Here is a 26,081-nt window from a genome sequence, read left to right as displayed (position 1 = left end):
TTTTCCAGGGCTCGACAGGGTGCCACGCAGACCGCTCATTGCCGGGAAGCGCCGGCGGGGACGGCCGCCGGGCGTGGCGCGGGCAGCCGGGCGATCAGCAGGAACGACACCCCGACCAGCAGCGCCTCGCCCATCGCGACCTGCGCGTAGGAGTTGTACGAGTCGGCGACCAGCGCGCCCAGCTGGCTGGAGAGAGCGGCGCCGATGCTGTGCAGCGTCCACAGCAGACCGAGGCCGGTGGCCCGGGCGCCCTCGGGCAGCACCCGGCCAATCCACAGCGTGGTCGCGACCACCGTCGCCAGATAGCTCGCCCCGAAGATGACCCCGAAGGCCAGCGAGGCGGTTACGGTCGCGTCGAAGGCGACGAGCACCATCGCCCCGCCGCGCAGCGCGTAACCGACAAGCAGGGTCTGCCGGACCCGGCCCCGGTCACACATTCGGCCGGCGGCCAGTGAGCCAAGGATCTCGAAGACGCCCAGCAGGGCGAGGGTGCCACTGACGACACCCGGGCTCATGCCATGTTCGTCCAGGTCGGTGACCAGGTGAACGTCGACAAACGCCATCGTGATCCCACAGCCGGTGAACGCGACGGTCAGCGCCAGGAACACAGGGTTGGCGGCTGCCAGCCGCAACCGGTCCCCGAAGCCGAGCCGCGCGTCGTCCGCGGTCCCGGGTGTGCCCGGCGTCGCCGTAGGCGCCGGCTCCTCCTGACCGGACAGCCGATACAGCAGCAGCGCAAGTGGGGTCAGCACGAGGAGCATCGACAGACCGGCGACGACGAAGACGGCCCGCCAGGACGCGAACGCGCCGAGCCACACCCACAGCGGCACCAGCACGATGAACCCGACAGCCGGGCCGTTCGTCATGACCGCGTACGCCAGGCCCTCCCCGCGGGCGGTGAACAGCTCGCTGGCAAGCTTCCCCAACGGAACGTACGAGAGCATCGTGAAGGCGAAGGCGCCGAGCACGCCGTAGACGGACGCGAACAGCGACACCCCCGGCGCCGCCGCGCAGATCAGGAAGGCGGCACCGGCGAGCACCGTTCCGCTGACCAGCACGGCCGCGCCGCCGAACCGATCGGCCAGCACCCCGACGACCGGGCTCGCCACCGCGATGACCACAGCGAAGACCGTCGTCGACCAGGCGAACGTCCCGCGGCTGACACCAAGGTCCACTGCGATCGGCGAGAAGTCCACTTGAATCGTGTTCTTCAACGCCGACCCGGCCAGCGACAGCGTGAACGCGAGCGTCGCGGCGAAGATCAGCGCCGTGTTCCGCCGGCTACGACCAGCAGGGGACGCGACTCCAGGTGCGTCGGCGGCGTCTCGAGTCGTCATCGGGTCCGCATCCTTCGGGTCGGCCCGGCGGGGCAGCGGCTTGCTGGACACGAGGCCAGAGTGCCGGGCGCCGAGTGCGCAGCGGAATAGGCTGTTCTGCCGTGCTGCATAAGGAAACGGCCACTCGCCACGCCGTGGTGGCCCTCGCGGTCCCGGCCACCGTCGCGATGGACCTCGCGATCCCGGCCCAGGTGTTCGGCCACCCGGACCTGGCCGAGCATTACACGTTCACGCTGTGCACGGAGCAGCCTGGCTCGCTGCCCACCACCACCGGCTTCGCCTTGGAGGTGGCGCACGGGCTCGCCGCGCTGGATGCCGCTGACACCGTCGTCGTCCCCGGGTACGCCCCACTGGTCACACCCGCACCAGGGGTGCTCGACGCGCTGCGCGCGGCTGCCGACCGCGGCGTCAGACTGATGTCGGTGTGTACCGGAGCGTTCGCCCTCGCTGCCGCCGGGCTACTCGACGGTCAGCGGGCCACCACCCACTGGGAGGACGCGGGCGACCTCGCCGCCCGCCATCCGACGGTGCAGGTGGACCCGAACGTTCTCTACGTCGACGGGGAGCGGATCCTCACCAGCGCCGGAGTGTGCGCGGGGATCGACCTGTGTCTGCACATACTGCGGCGCGACCTCGGCAGTGCCGTCGCCACCCGCGTCGCCCGCCGACTGGTGGTGGCGCCCCATCGCGCCGGCGGCCAAGCCCAGCTGTTACGCCGCCCGGTGCCCGGTCCAAAGCCCGGCTCTGGCGGTCCTGGCAGGCTGGCCGCGACCTGCGACTGGGCGCTGGAACGGCTCGCCGAGCCGCTGTCCGTCGCTGATCTCGCCGGCCACGCTGGCTACGCGACGCGCACGTTCGCCCGGCGCTTCATCGCCGAGTACGGCGTCACGCCCAGGCAGTGGCTGCTCGCCCACCGGATCGCCGAGGCGCGGCTGCTGCTCGAGGTGACCGACCTGCCGGTGGATCGGATCGCCGCCCGTTGCGGACTGGGGACCGCCGCCAACCTGCGGATCCACCTCGCCCGCGACGCCGCCAACACGCCGTCCGCCTACCGCGCCTCCTACCAGGGCCGCCCGCGCCGAGCGAGTGGGCGTGCCGACGAACTCGCCCCGTAACAGCCGGGTCCAGACGAAGTACCGGCGTGGCGTGTTCGATGAGGCGATGCTCGACGCCTGCGAACGGACGATGCGCGGCGTGTGCGCCGACTTTGGCGCGACCCGTGCCGAGTTCACCGGCGAAGCGGACAGCGACACCGTATCAACGGCGGCAGGCTCACCCTCATTCACGGGTTGTTCACCCTGGCCCGCACCTGGCGGCAGCGCCAAGTCATGTCTTCGCCGATTTCGCTGACTTCGCAATACGAAAGCGCTGGTTCCATCTACCCAACGAGCCGGGGACAGCCCATCACGAGCTGGACTTCCGCGTCGGCGGGCACGAGTATCGCCCGCGGCACGGGCCTGACCCGCACAGAACAGTACGCGTTCCTCGCCTTCACGGATGACGGGCGGTCAGGGGCCATACCCGCCTGTCAAACCACTGCGGAAGCCTCATTGACCAGCCGGCAGACAGCCGGACGCCAATGGTCAAGTTCCGGTACCGCGACGCCGGCTCGCTTGGCGTTGTCGTCCCATCGACGCAACGCGATGGCGAGGTCGGCATGTGGCAGACAAAGGAAGGCATCGACTTCTCTGCCAGTCATCGGGCCGCCTTGGACGCGTAGGCTTCGGGTGGAGGCTACGGACAGGCTGTTGGCGTAGGCGGGGTCGGTGGCCACGAGATAGCGCTTGGCTTTGACGTGCAGCGCGACCGGAGTGCCGGTATCGGGGCCGAACCATCGGGTCAGGTAGCGTGCTCCGACGATTTCGTGATGGAGGTCTTCGGCGAGGAAATTGTGGTGCGCGTCGTGTTCGTCGAGGAGGAGATGGCCGATATCGTGCAGCAGCGCGGCGACCTGCGCGGCCTGGTCATAGCCGTCGGCTTCGGCGAGGGCGGCGGTTTGCCGGGCGTGTTCGAGTTGGGTGACGGTTTCGTCGTATTGACTTTGGCCAACGGCGGTGAGGTAGGCGAACAGTTCATCGCAGAACTCGTCCGCGCCAGTGAAGGTGCCGTGGAGGAGCCGGTCGGTATTCATGCAGATTCCTTGGTGCCCCGGGCGCTGACGTGGCTGTCGCCGGTGAAGTGGCCGATGAGGCTGATTCGGTCGGTGCCGGCGGCTAGGCGGTGCTGCTTTTCCTGGTAGTAGTGGTGGCGGTGGTCACCGTCGGAGGCTGCGTTGTAGGTGAGGTAGATGGCCCGGCGACGATGTGGTGAGGTGTTGACTCCGGAGCGGTGCGGGACGTACCAGTTGAACCAGAGCAACGACCCAGCGCGGACTGGAACGGGTTTCCAGAGGAGGGTCTCGGCGAGACTGGCGGGGATGCAGCCGACATCGTCGGTGGGGAGCGGCTCGTGGTGCATGCCTTCGACGACGTCCAGGCAGCCATTGTCGGTGGTGGAATCGTCGATAGCGATCATGCAGGTGATGGTGGACCGGACAAAGGGGTAGGCGGGCGCGTCCTGGTGTGGGGCGAACCCGGCGCCGCCGGGTTCCTTATAGTTGATCTTTTCTTTGTAGAGGACGGCGGGCTCGCCGAGCAACATGCTGGCAATGTCGAGCAGCGTGCCCCGGGTGAGCAGGGCACGCATGCCGTCATGGAAGGGCACGATGTTCTCGGTGCGGCACCGCACCGAGAACCCGTCCCCGGTGGTCTCGTCGTACTGCAGCAGACCGTCCTCGCTGCCCGGCAGGGCCTCGATCTCATCGACCCAGCGTCGCACCTCCCGCAGGCGCTCCGGGCCAAGGAAGCCGTCCATGAGAAGAACGCCACTGGCCTGCCAGGTCGTGAGGTCAAGGGAATCGGTCAGCAACGTGAGCCTCCGAGGAGCCGGTCAACCAGAACGTCTGTGTAACTCTTGTATCATGAATACACGCTGCGATGCAACTTTGTTACAGTGACCGAGTCAAGATACGAGAGGCTTACCGAGAGGAAGTCCACGGCCACCGGTCTCGCTCCACATAAGATCGACATACAGGTAGACGGCGACGGCAACGAAGGCGAAGACCACGTACCCGCCGAGATGGATGAAGGTGGTGTTGGCCTCCAGGGTGCCGACGAGCAGCAGGACGAGGGCGACGTCGACCAGGCCGAGGAGCAGGGTGAAGCTCCAAGGTAGCCGTATGGTAACCAGAGTGAGCATGGCAATGGTGACCAGCCAGCAGATCAGCCAGATGGCTTGCGTGTGCACGATCTGGGCATCGGGGATGCCGTACCAGTTGTGCCCGAGTCCGAGGGCGAGTGCGGCGTAGCTGGCGTAGAAGCCGAAAAAAACGGCGAACAGGCTAGCCGAGGCATTTTGCCCGAGCGCGGCGGCCCAGACGGTAGCCAGCAGCAGCCCGATCGAGGTTGCGGCGAGGATGGTCGGGATGCCGGCGGCGGCGGCCTCGGCGGGCACGTAGCCGGCGTCGACCAGGCCGAGTCCGAGCGCGCCAGCGATGGTAATCGGGATGCCGACGATGCCGGGGTTGCCTCGCAGCGGGTTCGTGACCGGTGGGTCGGGCGGGGTTTCGGCCTCGGTCAGTAGCGGTACATGCGTTGCCACCGATGCGGGCGGGGCATCAACGGTCATGGCGGATCGCCTTTCTGTTCAGGGGATGACTGGGCGCGCGGGGGAACCGTGGGGCGCGCGGGGCGCGCGGGCCAGCACGAAGGCGGGTTGCGGTGTGCCGGTGGATCAGGTCAGCTCTCGGCGGCGAGCAAATCTGCGTGGTGGAGTTGCGCGACGTCGGCGTGGGCACGCAGCCGCACCTTGAGGATGTTCTCGCCGTAGGTAGCGAGGATGGGGTTGTCCGGGTCAGCGCTGTGTCCGCCCGTTGCCTGGGCGGCAAGTTCGGCGGGCAGGTCGATGGGAGTGAGGGTGGCGTCCAGGCGCGGGTTGAAGAAGTAGATGACCGAGAATCGCCGCACGCCAGCGGATGGGCTGATGACGCGGTGGACGGTGGCCTTGAGGTAGCCGTGGGTGGCGAGCTGCAGCATTTCGCCGAGATTGACGACCAGGGCGCCGGGCAGGTGCGGGACCTCGAAGAAGCATCCGTCGCGCTCCACCTGCAGTCCACCGACGGCGTCTTGCAGGACGAAGGTGAGCAGCCCGAAGTCCCGGTGGGTGCCAACGCCTTGATGATCGCCGCCAGGTCCGGACGGAGGGTAGTGGATGGCTTTGATGGTGGCCTCGGGGTCTGGGTCGACCCAGCTGTCGAACCGGTCGTCAGGTTGGCCGAGGCTGGTCGCGAGGGCACGCAGCAGGCGGTTCCCGACGGTGTCCATCTACTCGTGCCAGGTGAACATCGTGGCGCGGAACTGCGGTATTGCGACTGGCCACTGGTTCGGACCGAGCAGTCGCCGCCATGGCGGATCGGCAGCCGTCAGTACCGGGGTGGGGCGTTCCGGGCCGAGATCGATCTCCTCGCGCCGGTCGGCCCGACCGTTCGTGAGTTCACCACCCAGTGGGGTGTAGCCACGGAAGTGTGGCGACCGGGTCATCGCGATCGCCATTCGATCGGCTTCGGGCAGAGCGAAGAACGCTCGGGTGACCTCCTCGACCTCCCGGAACAGGGTGTCATCGATGCCGTGCCCCACCAGGTAGAAGAAACCCACGTCATGGCAGGTCTCGCGCAGTCGCTCAAGGAACCGGCTGCGCACCGCGGGATCAGTGCCAGGGTCGAACTCGCGCAGGTCGAGCACCGGCAGCGCCGCGTCGTGCTCGGTCGTACTGTGGGTCGGGGTGGTGCTGGTCATGACCACAGTCGATCGCTGGCCAGTCGAGCGCCGGCGGTGAGGGATTCGAGTTTCGCCCAGGCCAGGCTCTCGTCGACGGCGAGGAAGGTGGCGAAGGACGCGAAGCCGCAGTCGGTTCCGGGGATGACGCGCTCGCGGCCGACGATGTCGGCGAAGCGGGTGATGCGCTGGGCGATGAGTTCGGGGTGTTCGACGTAGACGCTGGAGGTGTCGATGACACCCGGGATGAGGACCTTCTGCTCGGGAATCTTCGCGTCGGCCAGCACCTGCCATTCATGTGCGTGGCGGTGATTGGCGGCCTCGAACACCAGCCCATCAGCCTTGAGCTGAATGATCGCGTCCAGGATGACGTCCAGGCCGACGTCCTTGTGGTGCGGGCCCTGGTAGTTGCCCCAGCACAGGTGCACCCGCACCCTCGCCGGGTCGATATTGCGTAGCGCGTGGTTGATCGCCTCAACGTGCACGCGCAGCCGGTCCAGGAATCCCTGCTCGGACAGGTGCGCGTACTGGATGTGCCGACCCATCGCCAGATCCGGGGCGTCGATCTGCAGGACCAGCCCGGCTGCGGTGATCGCCTCGTACTCGGCCCTCATTCCTTCGGCCAACGCGAACAGGTACTCATCCAAGCTGGCATAGAACTGGTTCGGAAGATAGAGCGCGATAACTCCAGGTGACGCGGCATTCATGAACCGCTCGGTCGGCTGACCCGATCCTGCCGAGATTGAGCTGACGCCGGCTGCGAAGTTGGCCAGATCGGTATCGAGCAAGGCGGTGCCGGTGTAGCTGATCGGACCGGTACAGGTCGGTGTCGCGGTCTCCAAGCCGGCCAGGGAACGTTCGGCCATGCCAGGGTAGTCGTCCAGATCAGCGATCGACAGGCCGCCGCCCTCGGGAACGGCAACGTCCACGTCGAAACCGGTGAGGCGTTCTTTGACGTAGGTGGCGTACCCGATCTTGCTCATTTCGCCATCGCTGATCACGTCCAGCCCGACCTGCGCCTGATGGTCGACGACCACGCCAACCGCGTCCGCGATCCGCTCGGGCAGGTACTCGGCGTCCGCGACCGAGAGGGTCTCCTGTTCCCGGGCCCGGATCAGCTCGGCCAGCCCGGCCGGTCGGGGCAGGCTGCCGGTGTGCGTGGTCAGGATGCGGTCGCTGCTGAGTTTCATGACAGTTCCTCCATCAAGTGGACTAAGCGGTACAGACGGTTCCGGACAGCACCGGCCACCCGGACAGCCTCGTCGAGGCCGCCCCCTGTGACTGCGGTGGCAGCGCGAGGCCGGGTGGGGTCATGGCGGTGACACTGACAGGCCAAGGGAAACTTTATCTAAACAACATCTTACTTCCGTAAGGAAATTACATACATAATGATGCGAAGGGTTGTAAATGATCTATTGTCGGAGGCTAGACTCAGGCATGCAGATCATCGGCGCCGTGCTCACCATCCACGGCAACGCGCTCGCAGGGATCGCGGTAAGCGACGGGCGGACCTGGACGTTCACTCGCGACGACGGCTCGTTCAGCCTCCGCACCGTGCCGGGGCGCCCGGTCTGGGCCCGGCGCCCCAACGGCTGGACGGGCCGCTGGTGGCAGCACCCGGCAGCGGGGGAGCCGATGCTGTTTCAGCTGCACCCAAGCCGCGCCGGCAGCGATCCACAACCACCCTCGGCTCCCTCAGGGGAGCTGCGATTCGCGCACATCACGGACACGCATGTCAGCGCGATCGACGGCGACCCGTCCCAGGCGGTCGAGCTCGCCGCCCGCTACGGCGACCAGACGGACACCACCAGCGGCCTGCACCACACGCTGCGGACCGCAGCCGACCACGGCGCGGCATTCGCCGTGATCACCGGTGACCTCACCGACCACGGCACACCCGAAGAGTTCAGGCGCGTACTCGACTCCCTCGCCGCAGCGCCGCTGCCGGTAGAGATCGTGCCGGGTAACCACGACCATTACGGCCACCGCCACCAACCCCACCCCAGCGATACCCCCCACGGTGGCGGGTTTCTCGGCGCGGCTACCCTCACCCGCTACGAGCAGGCCATGGGCCCGCGCTGGTGGTCAGCTGACCTGGCCGGCGTGCACCTCCTCGCCCTGGACTGGTTCAGCGCCTGGTGCGCGATCGATGACACCGATCAGCGACGCTTCATAATCACCGATCTCGCCACCCGAACCCCCGGGCTGCCAGTCGTCGTGCTCACCCACGACCAGCCCGACCACGACACACTCGAACTGATCCGCTACAGTGCCGCACCCGACAGCCTCCTCGCCGTCCTGTCGGGACATTGGCATGCCGACGCGCAGCGCAACGTCGGCGGCTGTCACCTGCTCAGCACGCCCGCAGCCAGCTTCGGCGGACTGGACTGGTCACCACCGCAGCTCCGCCTCATCACCCTCACCCCCGGCCTGAGAACTATGGGTCTACGGCACGACACGATCCCGGCGCTACCGAAACCGCCACGGTCACCGACCACGTCTCGCGCCGATGCCCCGACCTCGCACCGCACCACCAGCCACTCGATCGGCGCCCATCAACATCTGGGCACCCTCGCGACCATCGCCGGCACCGTCATCGCACCGAGCACCGACGCCCACGGCGCAGGACACCTGACCCGCCTACACCCCTCCAACACCGGCAGTAACGACAGCCGAGTCGACGTGCTGTGGACGGTGCGCGCCGCAGACGACCCCATCACCGGCGTTCTCGCCGGCCATGACCAGATCCTGGCGTGCAGCCATGCGGGCACCCTCACCGCGCTCGCCCCAGCCACCGGCGCACCCCATTGGACCCGACACCTCCCACACCGGCAGCGACGCCGGCTGCTAGCCACCCCCGTCCTCACCCCGGCGGGCCGGCTGATCGTCGGTGACGTCGGCGGCGTCACCTGCCTGGACCTCGACACCGGGGATATCGCCTGGCACCGCGACCAGCTCGGCCAGGTCGACACCCTGCTCACCTACGGAACCGGTCTGGCCACCGACCGCTTGGCCGTGCTGCCCCTCGGCGGCCCCATCCCGGGCCTGACCGCCCTGGACCTGCGCGACGGCACCATCGCCTGGACCGATCCGCCCGGCACACCACCGCCCTCCAGCTCGCTGGTCGCCATTGACGGGACCGATGCGCTGCTGCTCCGTACCGCCGGACCCACCCTCGAGCGGCTGAACCTCTCCACCGGCCAGACCCGGTGGCGCACCACCCTGACCGGCCGCTTCTCCACAGCCGCTCCCCTGGTCACCGACGAGGCAATCGTGCTCGTCACCGGCGACGGCATCGCGCACCGGCTCGACCCGGATCACGGCGGCATCCTCGACCGCCAGCACCTGCACGGGCTGCGCCCCGCCTACGGTCCCTACCGGTCCACTGGTACCGGCGCGCCCACCACTGCCGTCCATACCCCACTCGGACCGATGATCGTGCTGCTCGATGGCAGTATCTGGCAACTGGACAGCCCCGCTGGTCCGCTGCTGGTCGGCGACGTCGCGGCGACCGTCACCACCCAGCCTGTCCTGCTCGGATCGAACACCCTCGCCGTGCTCAGCACCGACGCGGTCGTTCACCTGCTCGACATCAACGCCACCGCAACCCGCCCCATGCTTGCCGGTCCGGCATCGCGGTCTGCCTCATGACCAGCGCCATCCGCAACCGAATTCTGGCACCTACCCGCGGGACCGCCACCCACCGTAGTCCCAGGCCTGATTTGATCCTAAGTTCCTGGGTATTAGACCAGGAGATGATCATTCCACACAGGGGGATGTGATTTAATGACGCCTGAGCCGAGGAGAACCTTGTCGGACGTTTCGTCGGACTACGCACTGGATGCCGGGTTCGATTCGCTACTGGGCACGCAACTGATCGATTTCAGTCCGACGGCGATGGTAGTTATCGATCCGGATCTGCGGGTGCGACGGAGCAACCGGTCCTTTCGGGAAATATACGGCCTGTCTCCCGAGCAACTGGCGGGAACATCCATCCCCGAGCTGCTGCCGGATATGGACCCGCGGGTGTGGAAGCTTGCCCGGTGGGTCCTGGCCAGCGGTGAATCAGTTGAAGACACGGAGATCATCGGTAGGAGCGTGGCTTTCCCGCAGGAGGAACGCACCTGGCGCTTTTCGCACTTTCCGCTCCGGGACCGTGAGGGGGTGCCCGCGGCGGTTGGCGTGACGCTGGTCGATGTGACGGATCAGCGCCGTGCCGAGCGGAAGCATGCGGAAGCAGAGCGGCGACTGCGGCTGCTCACCCGGGCGAGCACACTCGTCGGGCGATCCCTGGAACTGGACGCCACACTGGCGAGTACAGCCGATTTTATGGTACCGGAATTCGCCGACACCTGCAGCGTGTACCTGCTCGACGAACCCCTTGACGCAGACGCCAGACCGGAGCTGTTGGAATTGCGGCGCGCCATAAAAACACGCGTTTCCGGTCCGCCCTTGCAAAGTTGCGACATCCCGTTCTCAGCCGCCGGAGAGATCCTTTACTGCCACCGAAACTCTCCGATCTACCAAGCCTTTGCGTCGGGTCGCCCGTTTCACCACGCGGCCGACGATGAATCGTTGATCAGCGGATATCAGACCCCTGGATTCCTCGACTACTTCCGGCGGCTGCTGCTGCGTTGGGGGATCGCGGTGCCCCTGCTGGTGGGGCGCTACTTTCATGGGGTCATGGTTGTACATGTCGGCGTTTCCGGGCGTATCTACACCGACGACGACGTCGAGATGGCCGCCAACCTTGGTGGACGTATCTCAGCCGCCATCGCCAATGCCCGCGCGTACGCTCGCGAGCGGGAGGTTTCTGTCACGCTGCAGCGCAGCCTGCTTGCACCCGACATCCCGGCCGTGGCCGGAATGGACATCGCCTGGCGGTACGAGCCGGGCTCCCTTCCCGGCCGGTCGCCCTGCGCCGAGCCGGGTCCGCCGATCGACGCCGAGGTGGGCGGGGACTGGTTCGACCTCATCCCGCTCTCGGCGGGTCGGGTAGCTCTCGTCATCGGAGACGTGGCCGGCCGCGGTGTGACCGCCGCCGCCGTCATGGGTCAACTCCGCACCGCCAGCCGGGCGTTCGCCTCACTCGATCTGCCCGCCGACGACGTACTCACCCACCTGGACAACCTTGCCCAGACCATCGGGGCAGGGCCTGACGGTGCCTTGGCGAGCTGCGTCTACGCGATCTTTGAGCCCACCACCGCGACGATAGTCCTCGCCAACGCCGGCCACCCCCCTCCCGCCCTGCGTGATCCCGATGGCCGGGTCCGCCTCCTGACCGGCGGGGGCGGCGCGTTTCTCGGTATCGGCGGGCAAGTTTTCGTCCAGACCTGCTACCCGTTCCCCGTCGGGGCGACGCTCGCGCTTTACACCGACGGCCTCGTCGAGTCACGCGATATCGATATCTTCCAGGGAATCGGCCGGCTACAGCACGCTCTCGCGGACGCCGGCACCGCGGACGCCACCGCCGACCGGCTGATGCGCCTGGTCGATCAGGCCAATCGAGACGACGACGTGGCGCTCCTGCTCGTCCGGGCCGCCGCGGCCATCAACACTCGCACCCTTACCATCCCTCTCACCCTCGACCTCAGGGCCGTCGGACAGGCTCGCCACGCCGTCAACGCCGCGCTGCGTCGCTGGCAGCAGCCCGAAACCATCGAGACCGCGGAACTACTGGTGAGCGAGATCGTCACCAATGCGATCCGCTATTCCCGAGTCCCCGGCGAACTCGTGCTCCGCAGCGTCCCGACGGCCCTCTACATCGAGGTCTCCGACAGCGACAGTCACCTCCCCCGTGTCCTCCACCCCAACGAGCAGGAAGAACACGGTCGTGGCCTGATCCTCGTCGATGCACTCGCTGCCCGGTGGGGCACCCGCCCTACCCACTCCGGCAAGACGGTCTGGTGCCAACTCGACACCGGCACTGACACCGGCCCGGAAATCTTCACCTAGATCTCGTCCACGAACCCGCTGTCCCCAGGCGCGTGACGGCGCGTCGATGCATCCTCGGAAGCCCCGGGCCGAGCCCCGAGGTGGGACGCCGCATCAGCGGCGAAGCTCTCAGCCGGGCCGGTCGGACACCCTGACCTGCACTGTGTGGTCCCTGCCGTCTCGGTGGACGCCTAGCGTCACCATGTCACCCGGGGATACCTCGCGCAGCCTGGCGGAGAACTCCCCGGCGGAGGCGACCGACTTGCCGTTAAAGCTACGGATGACATCACCGGGTAGAACACCTGCCTTGCCCGCGGGCCCGCCGCGCACGACGGCCAGCACGAGCGCCCCGACACGCACGTCCAGTCCGAGCCGCTCAGCGATCGCCGAGGTGAGGGTGGCGAGCTGGACGCCAACGAAGGCGTGCTTCACGGTCCCGGTGCGCAGCAACTGCTCAACGGCGTCAACCGCGGTCGCGGACGGTATCGCGAAGCCCAGCGACGAGGCTCCGGTCGACGGTGGGATGTAGGCCTCGTTGATGCCCACGACCCGGCCCTGGCTGTCCAGCAGCGCCCCGCCGGAGTTACCGGGCGAGATCGCCGCATCGGTCTGGATAAGGTCCACCAGCGGCCGCCCCTGCCCACCCTGCTGACCGGAGACGGGAAGGTTCCGGTTCACGCCGGAGATGATCCCGGCGGTGACGCTGTTCTCGAATCCCAGCGGGCTGCCGATCGCCACCGCCAACTCGCCCACCTGGGGCAGGTCCTTACGGAACGTCGCGGCGGGTAGGCCGGTCCGGTTCACCTTCACCACGGCGATGTCGCTGATCTCATCGGCGGCCTGTACCCGACCGGCCACCCGGCGGCCGTCGGCGAAGGCCACCTCGGCCTTTCCACCGGATGCCTGGGCAATCACATGCTGGTTGGTGACGATGACACCGTCGGCGCGGTAGACGATGCCGCTGCCCAGCTCGTTCCCGACCAGGATGGTGACAACGGACGGCTCGACGTCGGAGACGATGCCCGCAACGGCGCCGAGCCCGGCTCTGTCCGCGGCGGCGGCCCGGTCCGCCGTCGGCGAGCCGGGCCCGCCGCCAGTACCGCAGCCGGTGGCGCCCACCAGCATCACGGCAGCGGCGACGATCCCACTGATCCAGCCGGTCAACCGGCTCACGCTCCTGCCATACCCGCCAGAAGCTCCTGCCATGCCCATCAGAACAGCCCGAACACACAGCGGGCGGACAGGTCGATCCCCCGCGCGTCGCACAGCGCCGCCGCCCGCAGGAACCCGCTGACGCCGCCGCAGCGGGTGACGTCCACCTGCAGGCAGTCGACAGCGCCCGCGGCCAGCAGCCGTTCCAGACCGGACAACGTGTAGCCGTACTCGCCGGCCGCGATGTCCATCCCCGCCGGGCCGCGGTCCCGCAGCAGCCGCAACCCCTCCAGGTCGTCGGAGCTGACCGGCTCCTCGAACCAGCGCACATCCTGCTCCGCGAAGATCTCCGCCAGCATCAACGCCTGCTTGCGGCTGTACGCCCCGTTCGCGTCCACATAGAGCTCGACGTCGGATCCGACTGCCCGCCGGGCCACAGCCACCCGCTTCCGGTCCGCCGCCGGGTCCCGGCCGACCTTCATCTTCACCCGCGGGATACCCGCCGCCGGCCCGGACCGCCACCACCACCAGGGTGACGGAACCCCACTCCAGCGTCCCGTCCGACTCGGGCTGCTCGGTCGGCACCAGGTAGGCGGCGACCTCCACGCTCTCAACCGCTGGCATGCCTGCTGTCTCCCCGAAACCGCGGCCCGCCACGCCTGCCCGGTCGCCCAGGCTGCTGCCCCGGGACGGGGTGGGCGAGGTTGGCTTCCGTGGCCACGGAAGATCCGCCAGGCTCGCGGGGCTGGGCGGCCCTCCGGCACGAAATCCTCCTTCGAACGTTCACCTTGGCTGGCGAAGCCAGGAGACAACCTCGGCCCCCGCGACCCGCCGGTCACCTCAAGGCACCGGCGGCAGCCGCACCAGCCTTCGGCGGGACCGAGTCACCAGGGCGGTGCCGGCTCTGCCGGCGAGCGCCCAAGCGGTACAAAGCGAGCATGCTCGCGGCGTGCAGGCAGTCCACAGCGACGCCAGGCCGGCCCGGCGGTAGCAGGCTCTGGACGAGATGGCGGGCTTCCAGCACCCGCACGGCTGCCGGCCGGACGCGGCTGGAGGAGTGGCCGCCCGCGGCCCGCAGAACCAGCCCGGGCTGCGCCACCAGCAGGATCCCCCACCCGGTCCGCATGGCCCTGATCGCCGCCCACCCGGTCCGACCGATCCGACCGATCCGCCACATTGTTGGTCCCGCACATCGTTGGTCCCGCGGCTGGTTCCAGGCCGCGGGACACCGCCTCGGCTGCCACGATCCGTACCGTGGTCAGGTCCCCTGTTCGGACCGTTCCCGCTGCTCGTGGCCTTCGGCTTCCCTCTCGTGGGCCTGAGCCTGAGCCCGGGCCTCTTCCGCCTCGCGCTGCTCCCGGCCCTTCTCCTCCTGCTGCTGCCCCTCCTGCCGCAGCCCTTCGCTGCCGGTCACATCGGCTGCCGCTTCCTTGATCTTGCCTTTCGCCTCTTCGAATGCGCCCATGAGTGAGTGTTCCCTCCTGACCGACTTTTTTGGCAATCTTGGTGTCACCTACGGCGGCCGATCGGCACGGGCCGCCAAGATAAGCGTTCCCACCTGGGCGGACGTTCTCCCCTACCGCTGGGATTCGTCAGGCAACCGAAAGATCAACAGGCTGGCCCGGCGCGCCCGCCGCCGGCCCCCTACCGGTGCCGGGCCATCCGGTCGGCCCCGACTCCCATGCCGGCCCCAACTCCCATGCCGGCGGCCGCGGACACGCCGGCGAGCACCCCGCGGCGGTGCTGGCTGAGCCAGAGTTCCGGGCTGTGGGCGTGGGCGCGGTCGTCGAAGTCGCCGTGCGCGCCGTGGTCACCGGTCACCGGGCACCGGGCACCGGGCACCGGGCACCGGGCACCGGGTAGAAGATGTTCTCGCCGAGCATCGGGTTGTGGTCGTCGGGTGCCTGCTGGCTGGCGTAGCCGGTGCGGGCGAGGTAGCGGTCCAGCAGGGCGGGCGCGATCCGGTTGCCAAGGATGGTGGCGACGGTGGAGACGCCGACCCACATGCTGCGCCGTGGGTGCTCGGCCGCGTGGACCACCGCACGCGCGCCCACCTCGGGCTGGTAGATCGGCGGGACGGGCCGCGGGTGGTGACGCAGCCGGGAGAGCACCCAGTTGAACTGGACGGTGTTGAGCGCGGGCATGTGTACCATCGCAACCCGCACGTTGCTGCCGTCGTGCAGCAGTTCGGTCAGCACCGACTCGGTGAAGCCGGCGATGGCGTGCTTGGCACCGCAGTAGGCCGACTGCAACGGGATACCGCGGAAGGCGAGGGCGGAACCCACCTGGATGATCACCCCGTGGTCACGTGCCATCATGTGCCGCAGCGCCGCACGGGTTCCGTTGACATGGCCCAGGTAGGTGGTGACTGTGGCGCGTTCGAACTCCTCCGGGGTGATCTGGGGAAAGGGAGCGAAGACGCTGGCCATCGCGTTGTTGACCCAGACGTCGACCGGCCCCAGCTCCGCGCGCGCCCGCTCGGCGGCCTCCTGCACGGCCGCGGCGTCGGCGACGTCCGCGGGCAGCGCAAGGCCGCGCCGGCCCGCCGCCGCCACGTCCGCTACCGCACCGGCCAGACCATCCTCGCCACGGGCCAGGACACCCACGTCGTAGCCGCGGCGCGCGAACTGCCGGACGGTCGCCCGACCGAGCCCCGCCGAACCCCCGGTGACCACCACCACTCCGCGCCGGCCGCCCGGCTGGTCAGCTGATCTCCGCATCATCCCTCCGTCCGGTCCCGGGATACGTCCAGTGCCGGGATACGTCCAGTGCTCGGTTCGAGCCCGACGATCGGCGTCCCGGCCCGCAGGTACGGATGCAGCAGCCGGGTCGTGCGCCGCAGCACCCGCTGCGCGGTGGCCAGCTGGCCCGTGGAGATCCAGGTCAGGCCGCAGCACACCGTCCCGCCGGGCATCACGACCCGCCAGCCGGCGTCCTCCAACACTTCGATCGCCGCCTGCCCGATGTGCGGGTGGAAGCGGTTGGTGAAGGTGTCCGGCCAGAGCACCACCTCGCCCCGCCGGCCGGATCCCCGCGGCCCGCGCCGGGCGTACCAGGCCTGCAGGGACCCGGACGCGAACGGCGGGATGGCCCGTGCCCGGGCCACCCCGCCGGCGAGCTTCACCAGGTCGGTGAGCCCGGGCGCGGTCGCGAGCGCGTTCACCGTCCGGGGCGCCAGGGAAGCGAGCCTGGCGGCCATCCCATCGAGGAATGAGCCAGCGGCCGGATGCGCCCCGCATAGTGGTGGGCCAGCAACTCGGCCTTGTAGGTGGCCATGTCCACGTTCACCGGGCAGTCGCTCTTGCAGCCCTTGCAGGCCAGGCACAGGTCGAACGCGTCACGCACCGCTGTCGAGCGCCAGCCGTCGCGGATCGGCGAGTCCGGGTGGCCCGCCAGCATCTCGAACAGCAGCCGGGCTCGGCCCCGAGTCGAATGCTCCTCCTCCCGGGTGACCATGTAGGACGGGCACATCACGCCGCCGCGCTCACACCACCCGAACGCATCGCCCGGACCCGCCGTACCGGGTCAGGAAGCCGGACCGCGGTCATATCGGCCACCCCGCGCCCATTCCCGCGCCAGGCCTGATCCCCAGGTCGATCGGGAAGTCGCGCATACCCACCCCTCTCCTGCGAGCGTCCCGCACCGGCTCTCCGTCAGGCATTCTCCGCGCCAGGCACTCGACAGGCCACCGCCTCGGCCATTCCCGCACCGGCGACCGGCCAACCATCCGCCCCCACCCACGGACGCTCCCGGCTACACGCCGTCCTTACGGGTCACCGGCATCGCCCGGGCGACGCCAGCCGCGGCCAGCCCACTCGATCGAGATTGGGCGCCCCTGGTAGCCGGCCGAGGCGGACCCCGTCCCAGGGGCGCGCGCCGGGGCGCTCACCTCGCGACGCAGCTGGTCCAGCCCGGCGGACAGCCGCCCAGCCAGGTCCGCCGTCGGCGGCACAAGGCTGGGATCCGTCGTCACCGAGAGGCAGAGCTCGTCCTGCCAGCCGAGTGCCCCCACCGCAAGCGGCACGCCTTCGGCGAGAGGGACCAGCGGGTAGGTGTCGAGCAGTGGCAGGCCGACGAACTCCCGCGGGCCCGCCGCGCCTGGAAGGTTCGACACGATCATTCCAATATGCCGACCCTGATAGACGCTGCGAGCCGCGGGTCCGCGCAGCGGCGCCGGCAGGGCACCTATCACCCGCAGGGCCGCGCCGGCCGCGAGGATCCGCCCCGGGCGCCGCGCCCGCCGACCACCGGCGGTAATCGCCCGCAACCGCCAGGACACTGGCATCGGGTCGAGCGGCAGGTCGAGCTGCACCGCCGTGGTCGCGTTACCCAGGTCGTCGCCGATGGCGGTGCCTGTCGTGCGCAGAGAGATCGGCGTGATGGCACGGACCGCCGCACCGCACGGCTGGCCCTGCTCGGCCAGCAGCTGGGCCGTGGCCTGTGCCACCATGGCGAGCAGGACGTCGGTCACGCGGGCGTTCGCGGCCCGCGCGACTGCCCGAACCTCGGGCAGTCGCAGCCGCACCATCCGCACCCGGCGAGCCGGTCCCGATCGCCCAGACCAGGGGAAGGGGGGCGCGGCTCCGTCCAGCCCGAGCCGCACCATGCCGGTGGTCACGGCCACCCATCGCGCGGGCGCGGGCGAGGCGGACAGCGAATCCGGCCGCACGGCTCCGGGCAGCGCCACAGCACGCAGATCCTCCGGACCATCCAGGAAACGGTCCAGCATGGCGATCGCGCGGACGCCATCAGCGATGGCGTGGTGCAACACAACCACGACCGCGGCTTCCGCCGGCCCGACACCTCGCACGAACCACATCCGCCACAGGGGACGGTCCCGACGCAGCGCGACGGCCGTGGCCTGCGAGACGAACCGTTCGAGCCCGGGCCGGCCGGCGCCGGGCGGCAGGGTCACCTCGCGGACATGCCAGGACAGGTCGATGCTCCGGGCCAGTTCCCATCTGTAGCCGGACAACGGCCCCGGCGACACGACTCGTCGCAACATCGGGGGAATATCCGCCAGGCGCCGAGCGACATGGGCGCGGATGTCGGCGAGCGTGGGCGAGGAGCCGCCGGGGAGGAGTCTCAGAACCGCGACGCCCCCGACCTGCTGCGGGCTGCGGGGGCCTTCCACCTCGAGGAAGAAGGCATCGGCCGCGGGCATTCGGCGCCGTTCCCGCGGCTGGCTGTATCCCGGCCCCTCCGGACGAGCTCGCGCCCCCGCCCCGCCGCGGTCACGGGCAGCCGTCCGCACACCCGACCTACGCACACCCGGCCCCCGTCTACCCGGCCCCCGTCTACCCGGCCGCTGGCGCTGGCGCTGCCACCACTCTGCCCCGGCCACCCCGCCACCGCCGCGCGAATGACAGCCGCCCGGTACCGGGCGGTGCGGCAGTCGTGCCAGCGTCAGCAGATGCCGATGGCATGCCGTCAGATGCCGATACCCGTCGACGCTGTGCTCTCAAGGACGCTGTACTGAGGAGCATGCCACTCGGGCCGCCCGAACAAACTGACGGCTGCCTTACGGAACTCGCTGCTCCGGTGCGGACGTGCGCTGACGGGGCACCCCGATGCCGCAACGGCGCGGTTCGGGTGCCCGCCGATCAGGGCTGCGGAATGCGCGGCAGGCTGGCGGGCACACCGGCCGGATGCAGACGCTGCCTGCTGGGCGCCGCCGCGCTGGCCGAGGTTGCCTCCGGTGGCCGTCTCGGCGACCGGCTGCTGGCAGCCGGACGGCTCACCGGGCGCATCCAGGTCGCCATCGGCGCCTATTTCCTCGCCGCCGTGCTGCTGCCGGCCATCCTCAGCTCGACCCTCACCGTCGCGGTTCCGCTGTTCGCACTGGCCGCCATCGCGCTTGGCGCAACGAATCCGCCGCTGGATGCGGCTCGCCTGGACATCATGCCGGCACCGCTATGGGGACGGGCGGAAGCGATCCGTGGCGTGCTGCGGACGAGCACTGACGGTGTGGCACCGCTGGTGTTCGGTGCGCTGGCGGATATGCTCGTCGGCCCGCACGGCCGGGGCCTGCAACTCACCTTCCTGATCATGATGGCTCCCATGGTGGCCGCCGGCTTCGTCGGTCTCCGGGCGCTACGCACCTATCCCCGAGACGTCGCCACAGCCGCGCAGTACGAGGACCGCCACCACTGACCGCGGCAACCGCCAGGCATCCCCGATCTCTCACCTCATCCATCAGCACACCCATCGGCGACGTTCACCGGCGGTGAGAAGGTGACGTCTGGGCAGTCACGGGAGGGGATGCAACGGGACATTCTAGCCGGTCAGCCTTTCCTGGCAGCGAGACGGCGCTCCAAGCGGGTGACGCGGCAAGCGATGCGCGCCCGGTGCTCAGGCCGAGCCTGCTCGTACACGTCGCGCAGCATGAGGCGCAGCCGGGCGAGTACCCGTGGGGAGTCCTGCGCCCACCGGCTAATGTCGTCCACGCCGATCCGCAGGTAGTCCTCGAGATCGGGTTCCGGCACCACGAGCCGCGGCTGGCCGTCCCGGTCAGTATGGGCCCGGGGCGTCAGGTGCCGCGTGACAAGCCGGCGTAGTAGATCATGCACCTGATCGACCGCCGCCACCGCGGTCGTATGGTCGTTCATGGCTGGTGACAGGGCGCGTTCCGCGATATCGGCCAGCTGCCGGAAGCCGAACGCAATGTCCTGCTCCATGCTCCGCTCGATCTCGATATCCACCGCGTCAATCACGGCCTGCCGGTCGAGGTCTCCGCGGAGGCCGCCGGCGGGGCCATCGTGCACGGTGAACAGCGGCATCCCGGCAGCAACGAAATCACCGATCTTTGGCACGAGCACAACCAGACAATTAGCCTGCGAGGCAGCCCGAACCACCGGCCGGTCTCGCACCACGGCGATAACACCGTTCCGCGGGGCGCTTATGACCTTATATCTTGGGCTGCGCGCGGCCGTCGGCAGAGGTACCGAGGATACGGAGCCGACGCCATCGAAGCGGCGAGCGATGCATCGGCGGGTCTGCGTGCCGATCGAGGCCAAGATCTGCGACACCCGGACCGCATTGGTCACGTGGTGGATATAAGCGATGAAGAGCGCAACGCTGATGAGTACCAGCAGAACCGACAGAGTGACAGCCGTCCGCGGCACGAACGGCCGGGCTGTGTCCGCGCCGCGGACCGAGCGCAGGACCGCCAGCGCATAGACGAAAGTCGCAACGAAGACACCCAGTGCCAGTTGGGTGAGGCGATCCTGAAGGAAGGTCCGCAGCACCCGAGGCGAGAACTGGCCGCTGGTCAGCTGCAGCGTCACGATCGTGATCGAGAACACCAGCGCGGTAAACGAGATCATGGAGGAGGCGACCGCGGACAACACGGATCGGGCACCGTCCGGCCCACCGCTGAACAGGAACGGCAGCGCGGCGGACAGCCCCCGCTCATCCAGCCAGGGAACCGAAACGGCAAGACCAACCGCCAAGGCGGTACACAGGGCCGGAATCGTCCAGAAGCTGGTCCACAGCCGGCGCGCGCGGGACCGCCACACGCCTTGTTGCCGCGCGGACAGCATGGCCAGGAGATGCCCGTCAGCTGCCCGGCTGACCCGCAGGTGAGGCGCGCGTCGCGGCCGTCCCGAAGGACCACCCCCTCCGCGCAACGGATCTCCAGGAGGCCAACGGTCAGCGCCCGCGGCTCACCAGGCCCGGCAGGTCCCCTGAGGTGCGCAGGCGACGGCACACCTCCAAACCGTCCATGCCCGGCAACATCAGGTCGAGCAGAACGGCGTCCACCGGATGCGCGGCACCCTCCACCAGGGCCGCCTCGCCCGTAGCCGGCCATCGTCGCCCCGCCCAAGCCGTTACCATCGACCTTCCCACCCAGTAGATGAGCCACCCTTGCGGGTGCGGGTTGGCTCTCGGGATGCCGAGACACGACACGTCGAACGACACCGGCGGCCTGTCCCGGAGGCATCCGCGCCACGGACCGCCGGCTACCCCGTCAGGCTGCCTGGGCCGGTGCCGGGCAGGTCATGCGATGCCGCCAGCTTTTCCACGTAGGCGCGGATAGTCGGATGATCGGTGAAGACCGAGGCCCGGACGTCCTGCTCCAGCTCGGCACCCAGCCGTGCCGCGATCTCGATCAGATTCAGCGAGTCCAGCCCCGGCGTGAAGAGGTTCTGATCCGGGTCCACCTGTGCCGCATCGTCCAGTCCGAGCATTTCCGCGACCTGATGTTGGATGAAATCGATGACAAGTGCGGGTCTCTCGGCGTCCCGTGCCGTCTCCACTCGGTCGCGCAGCGTCTCCTCCGTCGGCGCGGGGCCGGCATCGGTTCCTCCGGCAGTCGCCGGAAACGCGTGCTCGTCCGCCTCGACCCAGTAGCGCCTGCGCTGGAACGGGTTGGTCGGCAGGGGCACGCGCCGATGTCCCTGGCCAGCATGCAACGCCGACCAGTCGAGGCTGACGCCACTTGTCCACAGGCGCCCCGCGGTCGCGAGCCACACGTGTCGGGCGCCGTCGTCGGGACGGGCGCCGTCGTCGGGACGGGTGCCGCGCGGGTCCATCTCCAATGGCACAACCTTCCGCCCGGATGATGTCTCGCGCCGACCGTCGAGCAGGAGGGCGAGACGTTCCTCGGCGTCGGGAGTTTCGTCACGCGGCCCGACCCAGCCCGCCGACGGCACCGGCGCACCCACGTCCAGCCAACCGTTGACTGCCGCGGACCACACGGGGTACCGGGGGGCCGCTGGCGTGAGGTTGCCGGCCGGCTCGCCGTGCGCCTGCGCCCAGGCCAGCCCGAGCGCGAACTGGAGGGGGAAGATCCCGGCGAGGCAGGCGGCGACCAGATCGCCCGAGCCGAACCCCACCAGCGCGCTCGGACGCACACCACACGCCGTCCAGAGCTCGGCGAGAGCGTACTGCCCGACGAAGGCGGTGACCGCGTCGCCATGCCGCGCACGCAACAGCGACGCCGGGTCGGGTGTCCGCGGCCTCACCCCGAGAGTCTCGAGGGCCACCGCGCACCGGTCGACCGCGTCGCGGAACACGGCGGCGTCGCTACGACCGTTTGACCCCGCCCCGTCAAGGACACGGTCGAGGCCCCAGCTGAACTGCTCGGTGGTGACGTAGGCGGCCAGCACGTCAATCTGGCTGGGCGGTGCGTGGGTAATGCTCGGCGGGCACGGCCGCGAACGCGTCACGGCGGGCGGCGATCCGCTCCGCCTCGGTGGTTCCCGGCTCGTGCGGCTCGGCGGCCTCCAACGCGATGGCGCCCAGCACATACACGATCAGCAGATATGCGGACCGGGCCGCGTTCGCCGCCGGCACCCCGCCGTCGGCCAGCGCCGCGAGCAGCCGCTCGTTGGGCGCGAGCGCGTTGGGGCCGTCCATCGGGCCACCGAGTCGTCCTTCCGTCCATCCACCTGGGCGGCACCGGCCTGGTCTGGACCTGGTTCGCGACCGGCTGGACCTACGCTCTGCTACTACCGCCGACGCTGCTGCTGCCCACGGCCCTCGGTCGCCGAGACGATCCCGTCCTGCGCGCCGCGACCTGGGTCGGCTCCGCCGCGATCGTGCTCGCGCTCGCCGGATTCCTGCGCTGGGTCTTCGTCGTGCCGCCGCTGGCAGGCAGTACATGGCCGGCGACACGACGACCCGAGCAGCCGTCGACGCCGCCTGGCTCGCACAACACCAGCTCGGCGGCGCCCTGCTTGGCGAGCACCTCAGCCAGACGCTCGCCATCGCCTGGTCGACGACGATCTCCGTGATCATCATCCGCCGCCGTCTGCTTCCCGCCGCTGTGGGCATGCTGGGCCTGGTCGCAAGCGCCATCTACCTGCTCAACCGGGGCGACATCCTTACCACCGTGATCCCCGGGGTCCCCGCATGGGAACCGGCGGGCTTCCTCGGATCCACACTCTGGGGAGTATGGATCGCGCCACCCTCGGCTTCGCGCTCCTGCGCCGGCATCCACCCAGCCGACCCCGCAGAACCGGTTCTGCCCCACGGCCAGCCGCTGCCGGGCTGCCTGTTCAGCCTTGAGTAATTCAAGATCGGCGTCGGGGTCTGTCGCACCCGCGAAGTCCGCGCCGACGACGTCGAGACGGGATCGGTCAGGCGACGATGTCGACCGGCGTGCCCAGGGGCAGCATGCCCGCCAACCAGGTGATGTCGCTGTTACTCAGGCGGATGCAGCCGTGGCTGACGTCACGCCCCAGCGTGTGGGGCTGGTCGGTGCCATGCAGACCGATAATCGGAGCATGGCCTTCGAAGGAGGCCAGTGAGGTGGAGAAGCCCGAGAGGCCGAAGGCGAAGGGCCCGTAGGGTCCGGTCGGATTCCGCGGCCGCAGCAGTTCGGTCAGGTAGTACCGTCCCCCGGGGGTCGGCGTGTCCGTGGTTCCGACCGCCACCACGAACAGGGATATGAGCGTGTTCCCGCGATACAGCCGCAACTGGTGGGCTCCGCGGACGACCTGCAGGTGATAGGCGGTGGTGCTGGCGCGGACCTGGTCGTCCCTGATCCATCCGCGGCTGCCGTTGGGCCATACCGGCAGCAGGACCTGCCACCATCCGGGCAGCCTCGCCGTGACGAGAAAGACCCGTGGCGCGCCCGCCTCATTCGGGTTACTCAGCCGCGACGCGGGCCGGGTGGACATGGGCGTTGGGTAGACGTCCACGCCGGCGACGGTCGCGGTCAGAATCGTGTTCACCGCCTCCGGCTCGGCCGCCGCGCCGCGAGAAGACCTGGCGGTTACCGAAGACCTGGGGATGGCCGAAGACATACCGGTGGCCGAAGACCCGGCGCCGATGCCCTCACCACCGACCGCGCAGGCGGCCGGGAAGAGCAGCCCGCACACGGCGACCATCAGCGCGGCCGACGCGCGCGGCGCCGACAAGCCGGCGGGTGGTCGAGGCCGCCGGGTGCCCGCGTCCGTCACCTCTGTCATCCCATAGCGCCGGTCATCCCGTGAAGGGGACGGTGTTCGTCGTGATCGGCGTCGCCGGTACCGTCGTGCCGGTACTGGTGCCGGTGCCGCCCTGCTGCCCGGGCGAGCCCTGTGGTGTCGTGCCGCTGGTTACGGGTGATGTCGAGCCCGTCTCCTGGGCCGGGGCTTCTCCCGTTCCGGGAGCCTTCGCGGTACCGGGGATCTGTCCGCCACCGGTCGACTCCCCAGTACCGGGAGCCTGTCCGCCACCGGAGGCCTGTCCGCCACCGGAGGCCTGCGGGGACGAGGGCGCCTCGCCCCGCGTGCCCGGCACGATACCGGCTCCCGGGGCGACGGGGCCGGTGCCGGTAGGGCCGGTGCCGGTAGGGCCGGTGCCGGTAGGGCCGGTGCCGGTAGGGCCGGTAGTGGTGGCCGCGGTCGACGGGCCCTGTCCGGTGGCCGGCACCGGCCGACCGTGGGTCGACACACCGATCGTCGGCAGCTGGGGTGAGGGGTTCCACGACTGGTCGAACGCGCGGGCCACGACGAGGGAGGAATGCGTGTCCAGGGTGCGCGAGGCACCCGCCGCCAGCACCCCGTTGCCGCCCCGCCCCTCCTTCGAGAACCAGCCGAAGGCGACCGGATGATCGGTGACGTTCTTCAGCGTCCACGAGACCACGCCGTGCCCGCCTGCCGATCGCAGGTCGAGCGACCGCAGGTGGCTCTGGATCCGGTTGATGTCGGCCGCCCCGATCGAGTAGGCGCGGAACAACGGGTTGATCTGCGCGACGATATGAGGCGGGGTCGGGTTGACGACGACGTTGTCGATACTCACGTCGAGATCTGGCCGCAGGGCGAAGCCGCCCGGGGGCGTGACCTGACTGGAAACGGGCACCCCGTCGGGGAACGCGGCACCGGCTGGACCGGCCACGGCGGCGGCCAGGGCGCCGGCAGCACCGACGGCGGCAAAATACATTTTTCGCGAGCGCATGGCGGGACGCCCCTTCCCTGCGTAATTTATCGGCGTACGTGTACGTTGAATCGCCCTGGCGACAGTACTCTGCGACGTCCTCGTGCTACCCCGCACGATCTCACCAGGTACCCCGTCCGGGCTAACACGGCGGCGGGAACCGGGCGCGGACGGTCCGTCCGTGCCGTGTGTGCAGAGGATTTTTTCCGTACCCACCAGGAGGCGCCGACGAAAGTTGTTCGGCCGGTATGTTCCGACTCACCTGTCCTCACCAGGACAGCGGAGGACGGCGATACGATTATGTCGGGCTCCCCGAACGGGCCAGGTACGCGGATGTGGTGTGCAGGATGATGGCCGCCGGCGCGCCGGAATGGTGGATGCGGTAAACGGGGTCGGCCTGGGCCGGGTCCACCCGGCACCGCCAGCACCAAGGAGGGTGATAAGGAGGGCCACGCAGAACTCGGGGAATAGAAATAGAGCGCCCAGATCACGGAGAATGCCGTCCGACAGGTCGGGAGCGGACGCCGGTGGTCGGTGTGCAGTACTCGCCAGACCCTGGAGTTGGCGACGGCCCGGGTTGTGCCCGCTCCGGGGTCGGGTCGTGATGCTCCCGCTGGAGCACCTCTTCGGCCAGCATCCTGGGCTCGGCAGGCTGCCGACGTGGGCGGCCAGGGTGCGGTCGGTGCTCAGCTTCATATCTCTCCTCGCTTACGGCAGACGGTCAACGGGCTCAGCGGGGGCAGGGCTGAGAGACGGCGGCAGAAGGAAACATCCTCTTAACGGAATGCATTAGATGAATAGAATTTTCATACAGTATGATTTCTACCAAAGGAAAAGATCTTCATCCGGCCCGTGCGGCAGATGACAGCGCACCACCGGCAAGCTGGAAGCCGAAGAGCGCGAGGATGGTGACGACGTTGGGAGAGACCATGACCGGACCGACGGCCGTCGAGACGATCGACGAGCCCGCCCAACCCACCCC

General features: G+C 69.3%; 27 protein-coding genes. 5 read left to right on the top strand and 22 right to left on the bottom strand.

The genetic code is table 11. The features are described from left to right. Window positions 1-35 precede the first annotated feature (35 nt). On the bottom strand, window positions 36-1,337 hold the full coding sequence (locus AC08OO_RS10740; RefSeq protein ID WP_476610192.1) for an MFS transporter: 1,302 nt from the start codon (window positions 1,335-1,337) through the stop codon (window positions 36-38). Window positions 1,338-1,438: 101 nt separating this feature from the next. Between AC08OO_RS10740 and AC08OO_RS10735 the strand changes: the two genes are divergently transcribed. Next, window positions 1,439-2,452: a GlxA family transcriptional regulator gene (locus AC08OO_RS10735; protein WP_476610193.1), complete on the top strand. Its 1,014-nt coding sequence runs from the start codon at window positions 1,439-1,441 to the stop codon at window positions 2,450-2,452. Window positions 2,453-2,865: 413 nt separating this feature from the next. On the opposite strand, the gene AC08OO_RS10730 is transcribed toward AC08OO_RS10735, so the two are convergent. The 6 genes from AC08OO_RS10730 to AC08OO_RS10705 all read right to left on the bottom strand — a co-directional run bounded on the left by AC08OO_RS10730 (window position 2,866) and on the right by AC08OO_RS10705 (window position 7,338). After that, window positions 2,866-3,468 (bottom strand): phosphonate degradation HD-domain oxygenase, encoded by a 603-nt coding sequence (locus AC08OO_RS10730; protein ID WP_476610194.1) that lies wholly within the window; start codon window positions 3,466-3,468, stop codon window positions 2,866-2,868. Next, window positions 3,465-4,244 (bottom strand): phytanoyl-CoA dioxygenase family protein, encoded by a 780-nt coding sequence (locus AC08OO_RS10725; RefSeq protein ID WP_476610195.1) that lies wholly within the window; start codon window positions 4,242-4,244, stop codon window positions 3,465-3,467. Before AC08OO_RS10725 ends, AC08OO_RS10730 begins: the two co-directional genes overlap by 4 nt. Window positions 4,245-4,337: 93 nt before the next feature. Then, a complete protein-coding gene (locus AC08OO_RS10720; protein WP_011436424.1) occupies window positions 4,338-5,003 on the bottom strand; it encodes a GPR1/FUN34/YaaH family transporter in 666 nt (221 codons plus the stop codon). 110 nt (window positions 5,004-5,113) lie between these two features. After that, on the bottom strand, window positions 5,114-5,698 hold the full coding sequence (locus AC08OO_RS10715; protein ID WP_476610196.1) for a 2OG-Fe(II) oxygenase family protein: 585 nt from the start codon (window positions 5,696-5,698) through the stop codon (window positions 5,114-5,116). Beyond that, entirely contained in the window at window positions 5,699-6,169 is a 471-nt protein-coding gene (locus AC08OO_RS10710) for a 2-oxoglutarate and iron-dependent oxygenase domain-containing protein (protein ID WP_476610197.1), read from the bottom strand. Then, complete coding sequence (locus tag AC08OO_RS10705) at window positions 6,166-7,338, bottom strand: cobalamin-independent methionine synthase II family protein (RefSeq protein ID WP_476610198.1); 1,173 nt, start codon at window positions 7,336-7,338, stop codon at window positions 6,166-6,168. The genes AC08OO_RS10710 and AC08OO_RS10705 overlap by 4 nt, the downstream gene beginning before the upstream one ends. 247 nt (window positions 7,339-7,585) lie before the next feature. On the opposite strand from AC08OO_RS10705, the gene AC08OO_RS10700 reads away from it, so the two are divergent. After that, on the top strand, window positions 7,586-9,799 hold the full coding sequence (locus tag AC08OO_RS10700; RefSeq protein WP_476618467.1) for an outer membrane protein assembly factor BamB family protein: 2,214 nt from the start codon (window positions 7,586-7,588) through the stop codon (window positions 9,797-9,799). Between the two features lie 159 nt (window positions 9,800-9,958). After that, window positions 9,959-12,103: an ATP-binding SpoIIE family protein phosphatase gene (locus tag AC08OO_RS10695; RefSeq protein WP_476610201.1), complete on the top strand. Its 2,145-nt coding sequence runs from the start codon at window positions 9,959-9,961 to the stop codon at window positions 12,101-12,103. Between the two features lie 108 nt (window positions 12,104-12,211). On the opposite strand, the gene AC08OO_RS10690 is transcribed toward AC08OO_RS10695, so the two are convergent. From AC08OO_RS10690 to AC08OO_RS10650, 9 genes are all read right to left on the bottom strand, one after another. Further along, window positions 12,212-13,255 carry a S1C family serine protease gene (locus AC08OO_RS10690; protein WP_476610202.1) on the bottom strand — a complete coding sequence of 348 codons (1,044 nt, stop codon included), beginning with the start codon at window positions 13,253-13,255 and terminating at the stop codon, window positions 12,212-12,214. A 38-nt stretch (window positions 13,256-13,293) separates the two neighbouring features. Continuing rightward, window positions 13,294-13,716 (bottom strand): enolase C-terminal domain-like protein, encoded by a 423-nt coding sequence (locus AC08OO_RS10685; RefSeq protein WP_476610203.1) that lies wholly within the window; start codon window positions 13,714-13,716, stop codon window positions 13,294-13,296. Between the two features lie 353 nt (window positions 13,717-14,069). Further along, the gene (locus AC08OO_RS10680; protein ID WP_476610204.1) at window positions 14,070-14,360 is read right to left on the bottom strand and encodes a hypothetical protein; all 291 of its coding nucleotides are present in this window, start codon (window positions 14,358-14,360) and stop codon (window positions 14,070-14,072) included. A gap of 132 nt (window positions 14,361-14,492) precedes the next feature. Further along, on the bottom strand, window positions 14,493-14,699 hold the full coding sequence (locus tag AC08OO_RS10675) for a hypothetical protein (RefSeq protein ID WP_476608019.1): 207 nt from the start codon (window positions 14,697-14,699) through the stop codon (window positions 14,493-14,495). A 179-nt stretch (window positions 14,700-14,878) separates the two neighbouring features. Further along, on the bottom strand, window positions 14,879-15,055 hold the full coding sequence (locus tag AC08OO_RS10670) for a hypothetical protein (RefSeq protein ID WP_476618466.1): 177 nt from the start codon (window positions 15,053-15,055) through the stop codon (window positions 14,879-14,881). Then, window positions 15,052-15,954 carry an SDR family oxidoreductase gene (locus AC08OO_RS10665; protein WP_476618465.1) on the bottom strand — a complete coding sequence of 301 codons (903 nt, stop codon included), beginning with the start codon at window positions 15,952-15,954 and terminating at the stop codon, window positions 15,052-15,054. The genes AC08OO_RS10670 and AC08OO_RS10665 overlap by 4 nt, the downstream gene beginning before the upstream one ends. Beyond that, entirely contained in the window at window positions 15,954-16,397 is a 444-nt protein-coding gene (locus tag AC08OO_RS10660) for a hypothetical protein (RefSeq protein ID WP_476610206.1), read from the bottom strand. The genes AC08OO_RS10665 and AC08OO_RS10660 overlap by 1 nt, the downstream gene beginning before the upstream one ends. Next, complete coding sequence (locus AC08OO_RS10655; protein WP_476610207.1) at window positions 16,394-16,705, bottom strand: 4Fe-4S dicluster domain-containing protein; 312 nt, start codon at window positions 16,703-16,705, stop codon at window positions 16,394-16,396. Before AC08OO_RS10655 ends, AC08OO_RS10660 begins: the two co-directional genes overlap by 4 nt. 295 nt (window positions 16,706-17,000) lie before the next feature. Then, complete coding sequence (locus AC08OO_RS10650; protein ID WP_476618464.1) at window positions 17,001-18,398, bottom strand: wax ester/triacylglycerol synthase domain-containing protein; 1,398 nt, start codon at window positions 18,396-18,398, stop codon at window positions 17,001-17,003. A gap of 452 nt (window positions 18,399-18,850) precedes the next feature. Between AC08OO_RS10650 and AC08OO_RS10645 the strand changes: the two genes are divergently transcribed. Then, window positions 18,851-19,387, top strand: coding sequence for an MFS transporter (locus AC08OO_RS10645; protein ID WP_476611505.1), 537 nt, complete (start codon window positions 18,851-18,853; stop codon window positions 19,385-19,387). 131 nt (window positions 19,388-19,518) lie between these two features. On the opposite strand, the gene AC08OO_RS10640 is transcribed toward AC08OO_RS10645, so the two are convergent. The 4 genes from AC08OO_RS10640 to AC08OO_RS10625 all read right to left on the bottom strand — a co-directional run bounded on the left by AC08OO_RS10640 (window position 19,519) and on the right by AC08OO_RS10625 (window position 22,594). Next, a complete protein-coding gene (locus tag AC08OO_RS10640) occupies window positions 19,519-20,775 on the bottom strand; it encodes a DUF2254 domain-containing protein (protein WP_476611506.1) in 1,257 nt (418 codons plus the stop codon). Between the two features lie 109 nt (window positions 20,776-20,884). Then, on the bottom strand, window positions 20,885-21,070 hold the full coding sequence (locus tag AC08OO_RS10635; RefSeq protein ID WP_476611507.1) for a response regulator: 186 nt from the start codon (window positions 21,068-21,070) through the stop codon (window positions 20,885-20,887). Window positions 21,071-21,195: 125 nt separating this feature from the next. Continuing rightward, the gene (locus AC08OO_RS10630) at window positions 21,196-22,404 is read right to left on the bottom strand and encodes a phosphopantetheine-binding protein (protein WP_476618463.1); all 1,209 of its coding nucleotides are present in this window, start codon (window positions 22,402-22,404) and stop codon (window positions 21,196-21,198) included. Beyond that, window positions 22,346-22,594, bottom strand: a complete 249-nt coding sequence (locus AC08OO_RS10625; RefSeq protein ID WP_476611508.1) for a TetR/AcrR family transcriptional regulator C-terminal domain-containing protein — start codon at window positions 22,592-22,594, stop codon at window positions 22,346-22,348. Before AC08OO_RS10625 ends, AC08OO_RS10630 begins: the two co-directional genes overlap by 59 nt. A gap of 244 nt (window positions 22,595-22,838) precedes the next feature. On the opposite strand from AC08OO_RS10625, the gene AC08OO_RS10620 reads away from it, so the two are divergent. After that, entirely contained in the window at window positions 22,839-23,249 is a 411-nt protein-coding gene (locus tag AC08OO_RS10620) for a DUF4386 family protein (RefSeq protein ID WP_476611509.1), read from the top strand. Between the two features lie 67 nt (window positions 23,250-23,316). Here AC08OO_RS10620 and AC08OO_RS10615 read toward each other — a convergent pair whose 3' ends face one another. Both AC08OO_RS10615 and AC08OO_RS10610 read right to left on the bottom strand, forming a co-directional pair. Beyond that, window positions 23,317-24,150: a L,D-transpeptidase gene (locus tag AC08OO_RS10615; RefSeq protein ID WP_476611510.1), complete on the bottom strand. Its 834-nt coding sequence runs from the start codon at window positions 24,148-24,150 to the stop codon at window positions 23,317-23,319. A gap of 13 nt (window positions 24,151-24,163) precedes the next feature. After that, window positions 24,164-25,120, bottom strand: coding sequence for a hypothetical protein (locus AC08OO_RS10610; protein WP_476611511.1), 957 nt, complete (start codon window positions 25,118-25,120; stop codon window positions 24,164-24,166). Between the last annotated feature and the right edge of the window lie 961 nt (window positions 25,121-26,081).

The organism is Frankia sp. CeCAU1, assembly GCF_977971845.1.
The sequence above is the reverse complement of the archived record's forward strand: the minus strand, read 5'-3'. Positions and strand labels throughout refer to the sequence as shown.

What these genes read in the sequence shown, in the direction of transcription:
- AC08OO_RS10675 (WP_476608019.1), bottom strand. Translation starts at nt 14,699, where the DNA reads ATGGGCGCATTCGAAGAGGCGAAAGGCAAGATCAAGGAAGCGGCAGCC.
- AC08OO_RS10625 (WP_476611508.1), bottom strand. Translation starts at nt 22,594, where the DNA reads ATGGACGGCCCCAACGCGCTCGCGCCCAACGAGCGGCTGCTCGCGGCG.
- AC08OO_RS10610 (WP_476611511.1), bottom strand. Translation starts at nt 25,120, where the DNA reads ATGCGCTCGCGAAAAATGTATTTTGCCGCCGTCGGTGCTGCCGGCGCC.
- AC08OO_RS10635 (WP_476611507.1), bottom strand. Translation starts at nt 21,070, where the DNA reads ATGGTAACGGCTTGGGCGGGGCGACGATGGCCGGCTACGGGCGAGGCG.
- AC08OO_RS10655 (WP_476610207.1), bottom strand. Translation starts at nt 16,705, where the DNA reads ATGTGCCCGTCCTACATGGTCACCCGGGAGGAGGAGCATTCGACTCGG.
- AC08OO_RS10730 (WP_476610194.1), bottom strand. Translation starts at nt 3,468, where the DNA reads ATGAATACCGACCGGCTCCTCCACGGCACCTTCACTGGCGCGGACGAG.
- AC08OO_RS10645 (WP_476611505.1), top strand. Translation starts at nt 18,851, where the DNA reads ATGCGCGGCAGGCTGGCGGGCACACCGGCCGGATGCAGACGCTGCCTG.
- AC08OO_RS10700 (WP_476618467.1), top strand. Translation starts at nt 7,586, where the DNA reads ATGCAGATCATCGGCGCCGTGCTCACCATCCACGGCAACGCGCTCGCA.
- AC08OO_RS10685 (WP_476610203.1), bottom strand. Translation starts at nt 13,716, where the DNA reads ATGAAGGTCGGCCGGGACCCGGCGGCGGACCGGAAGCGGGTGGCTGTG.
- AC08OO_RS10615 (WP_476611510.1), bottom strand. Translation starts at nt 24,150, where the DNA reads ATGACAGAGGTGACGGACGCGGGCACCCGGCGGCCTCGACCACCCGCC.
- AC08OO_RS10620 (WP_476611509.1), top strand. Translation starts at nt 22,839, where the DNA reads ATGGCCGGCGACACGACGACCCGAGCAGCCGTCGACGCCGCCTGGCTC.
- AC08OO_RS10680 (WP_476610204.1), bottom strand. Translation starts at nt 14,360, where the DNA reads ATGCGGACCGGGTGGGGGATCCTGCTGGTGGCGCAGCCCGGGCTGGTT.
- AC08OO_RS10740 (WP_476610192.1), bottom strand. Translation starts at nt 1,337, where the DNA reads ATGACGACTCGAGACGCCGCCGACGCACCTGGAGTCGCGTCCCCTGCT.
- AC08OO_RS10705 (WP_476610198.1), bottom strand. Translation starts at nt 7,338, where the DNA reads ATGAAACTCAGCAGCGACCGCATCCTGACCACGCACACCGGCAGCCTG.
- AC08OO_RS10710 (WP_476610197.1), bottom strand. Translation starts at nt 6,169, where the DNA reads ATGACCAGCACCACCCCGACCCACAGTACGACCGAGCACGACGCGGCG.
- AC08OO_RS10715 (WP_476610196.1), bottom strand. Translation starts at nt 5,698, where the DNA reads ATGGACACCGTCGGGAACCGCCTGCTGCGTGCCCTCGCGACCAGCCTC.
- AC08OO_RS10720 (WP_011436424.1), bottom strand. Translation starts at nt 5,003, where the DNA reads ATGACCGTTGATGCCCCGCCCGCATCGGTGGCAACGCATGTACCGCTA.
- AC08OO_RS10650 (WP_476618464.1), bottom strand. Translation starts at nt 18,398, where the DNA reads ATGCCCGCGGCCGATGCCTTCTTCCTCGAGGTGGAAGGCCCCCGCAGC.
- AC08OO_RS10665 (WP_476618465.1), bottom strand. Translation starts at nt 15,954, where the DNA reads ATGCGGAGATCAGCTGACCAGCCGGGCGGCCGGCGCGGAGTGGTGGTG.
- AC08OO_RS10640 (WP_476611506.1), bottom strand. Translation starts at nt 20,775, where the DNA reads ATGCTGTCCGCGCGGCAACAAGGCGTGTGGCGGTCCCGCGCGCGCCGG.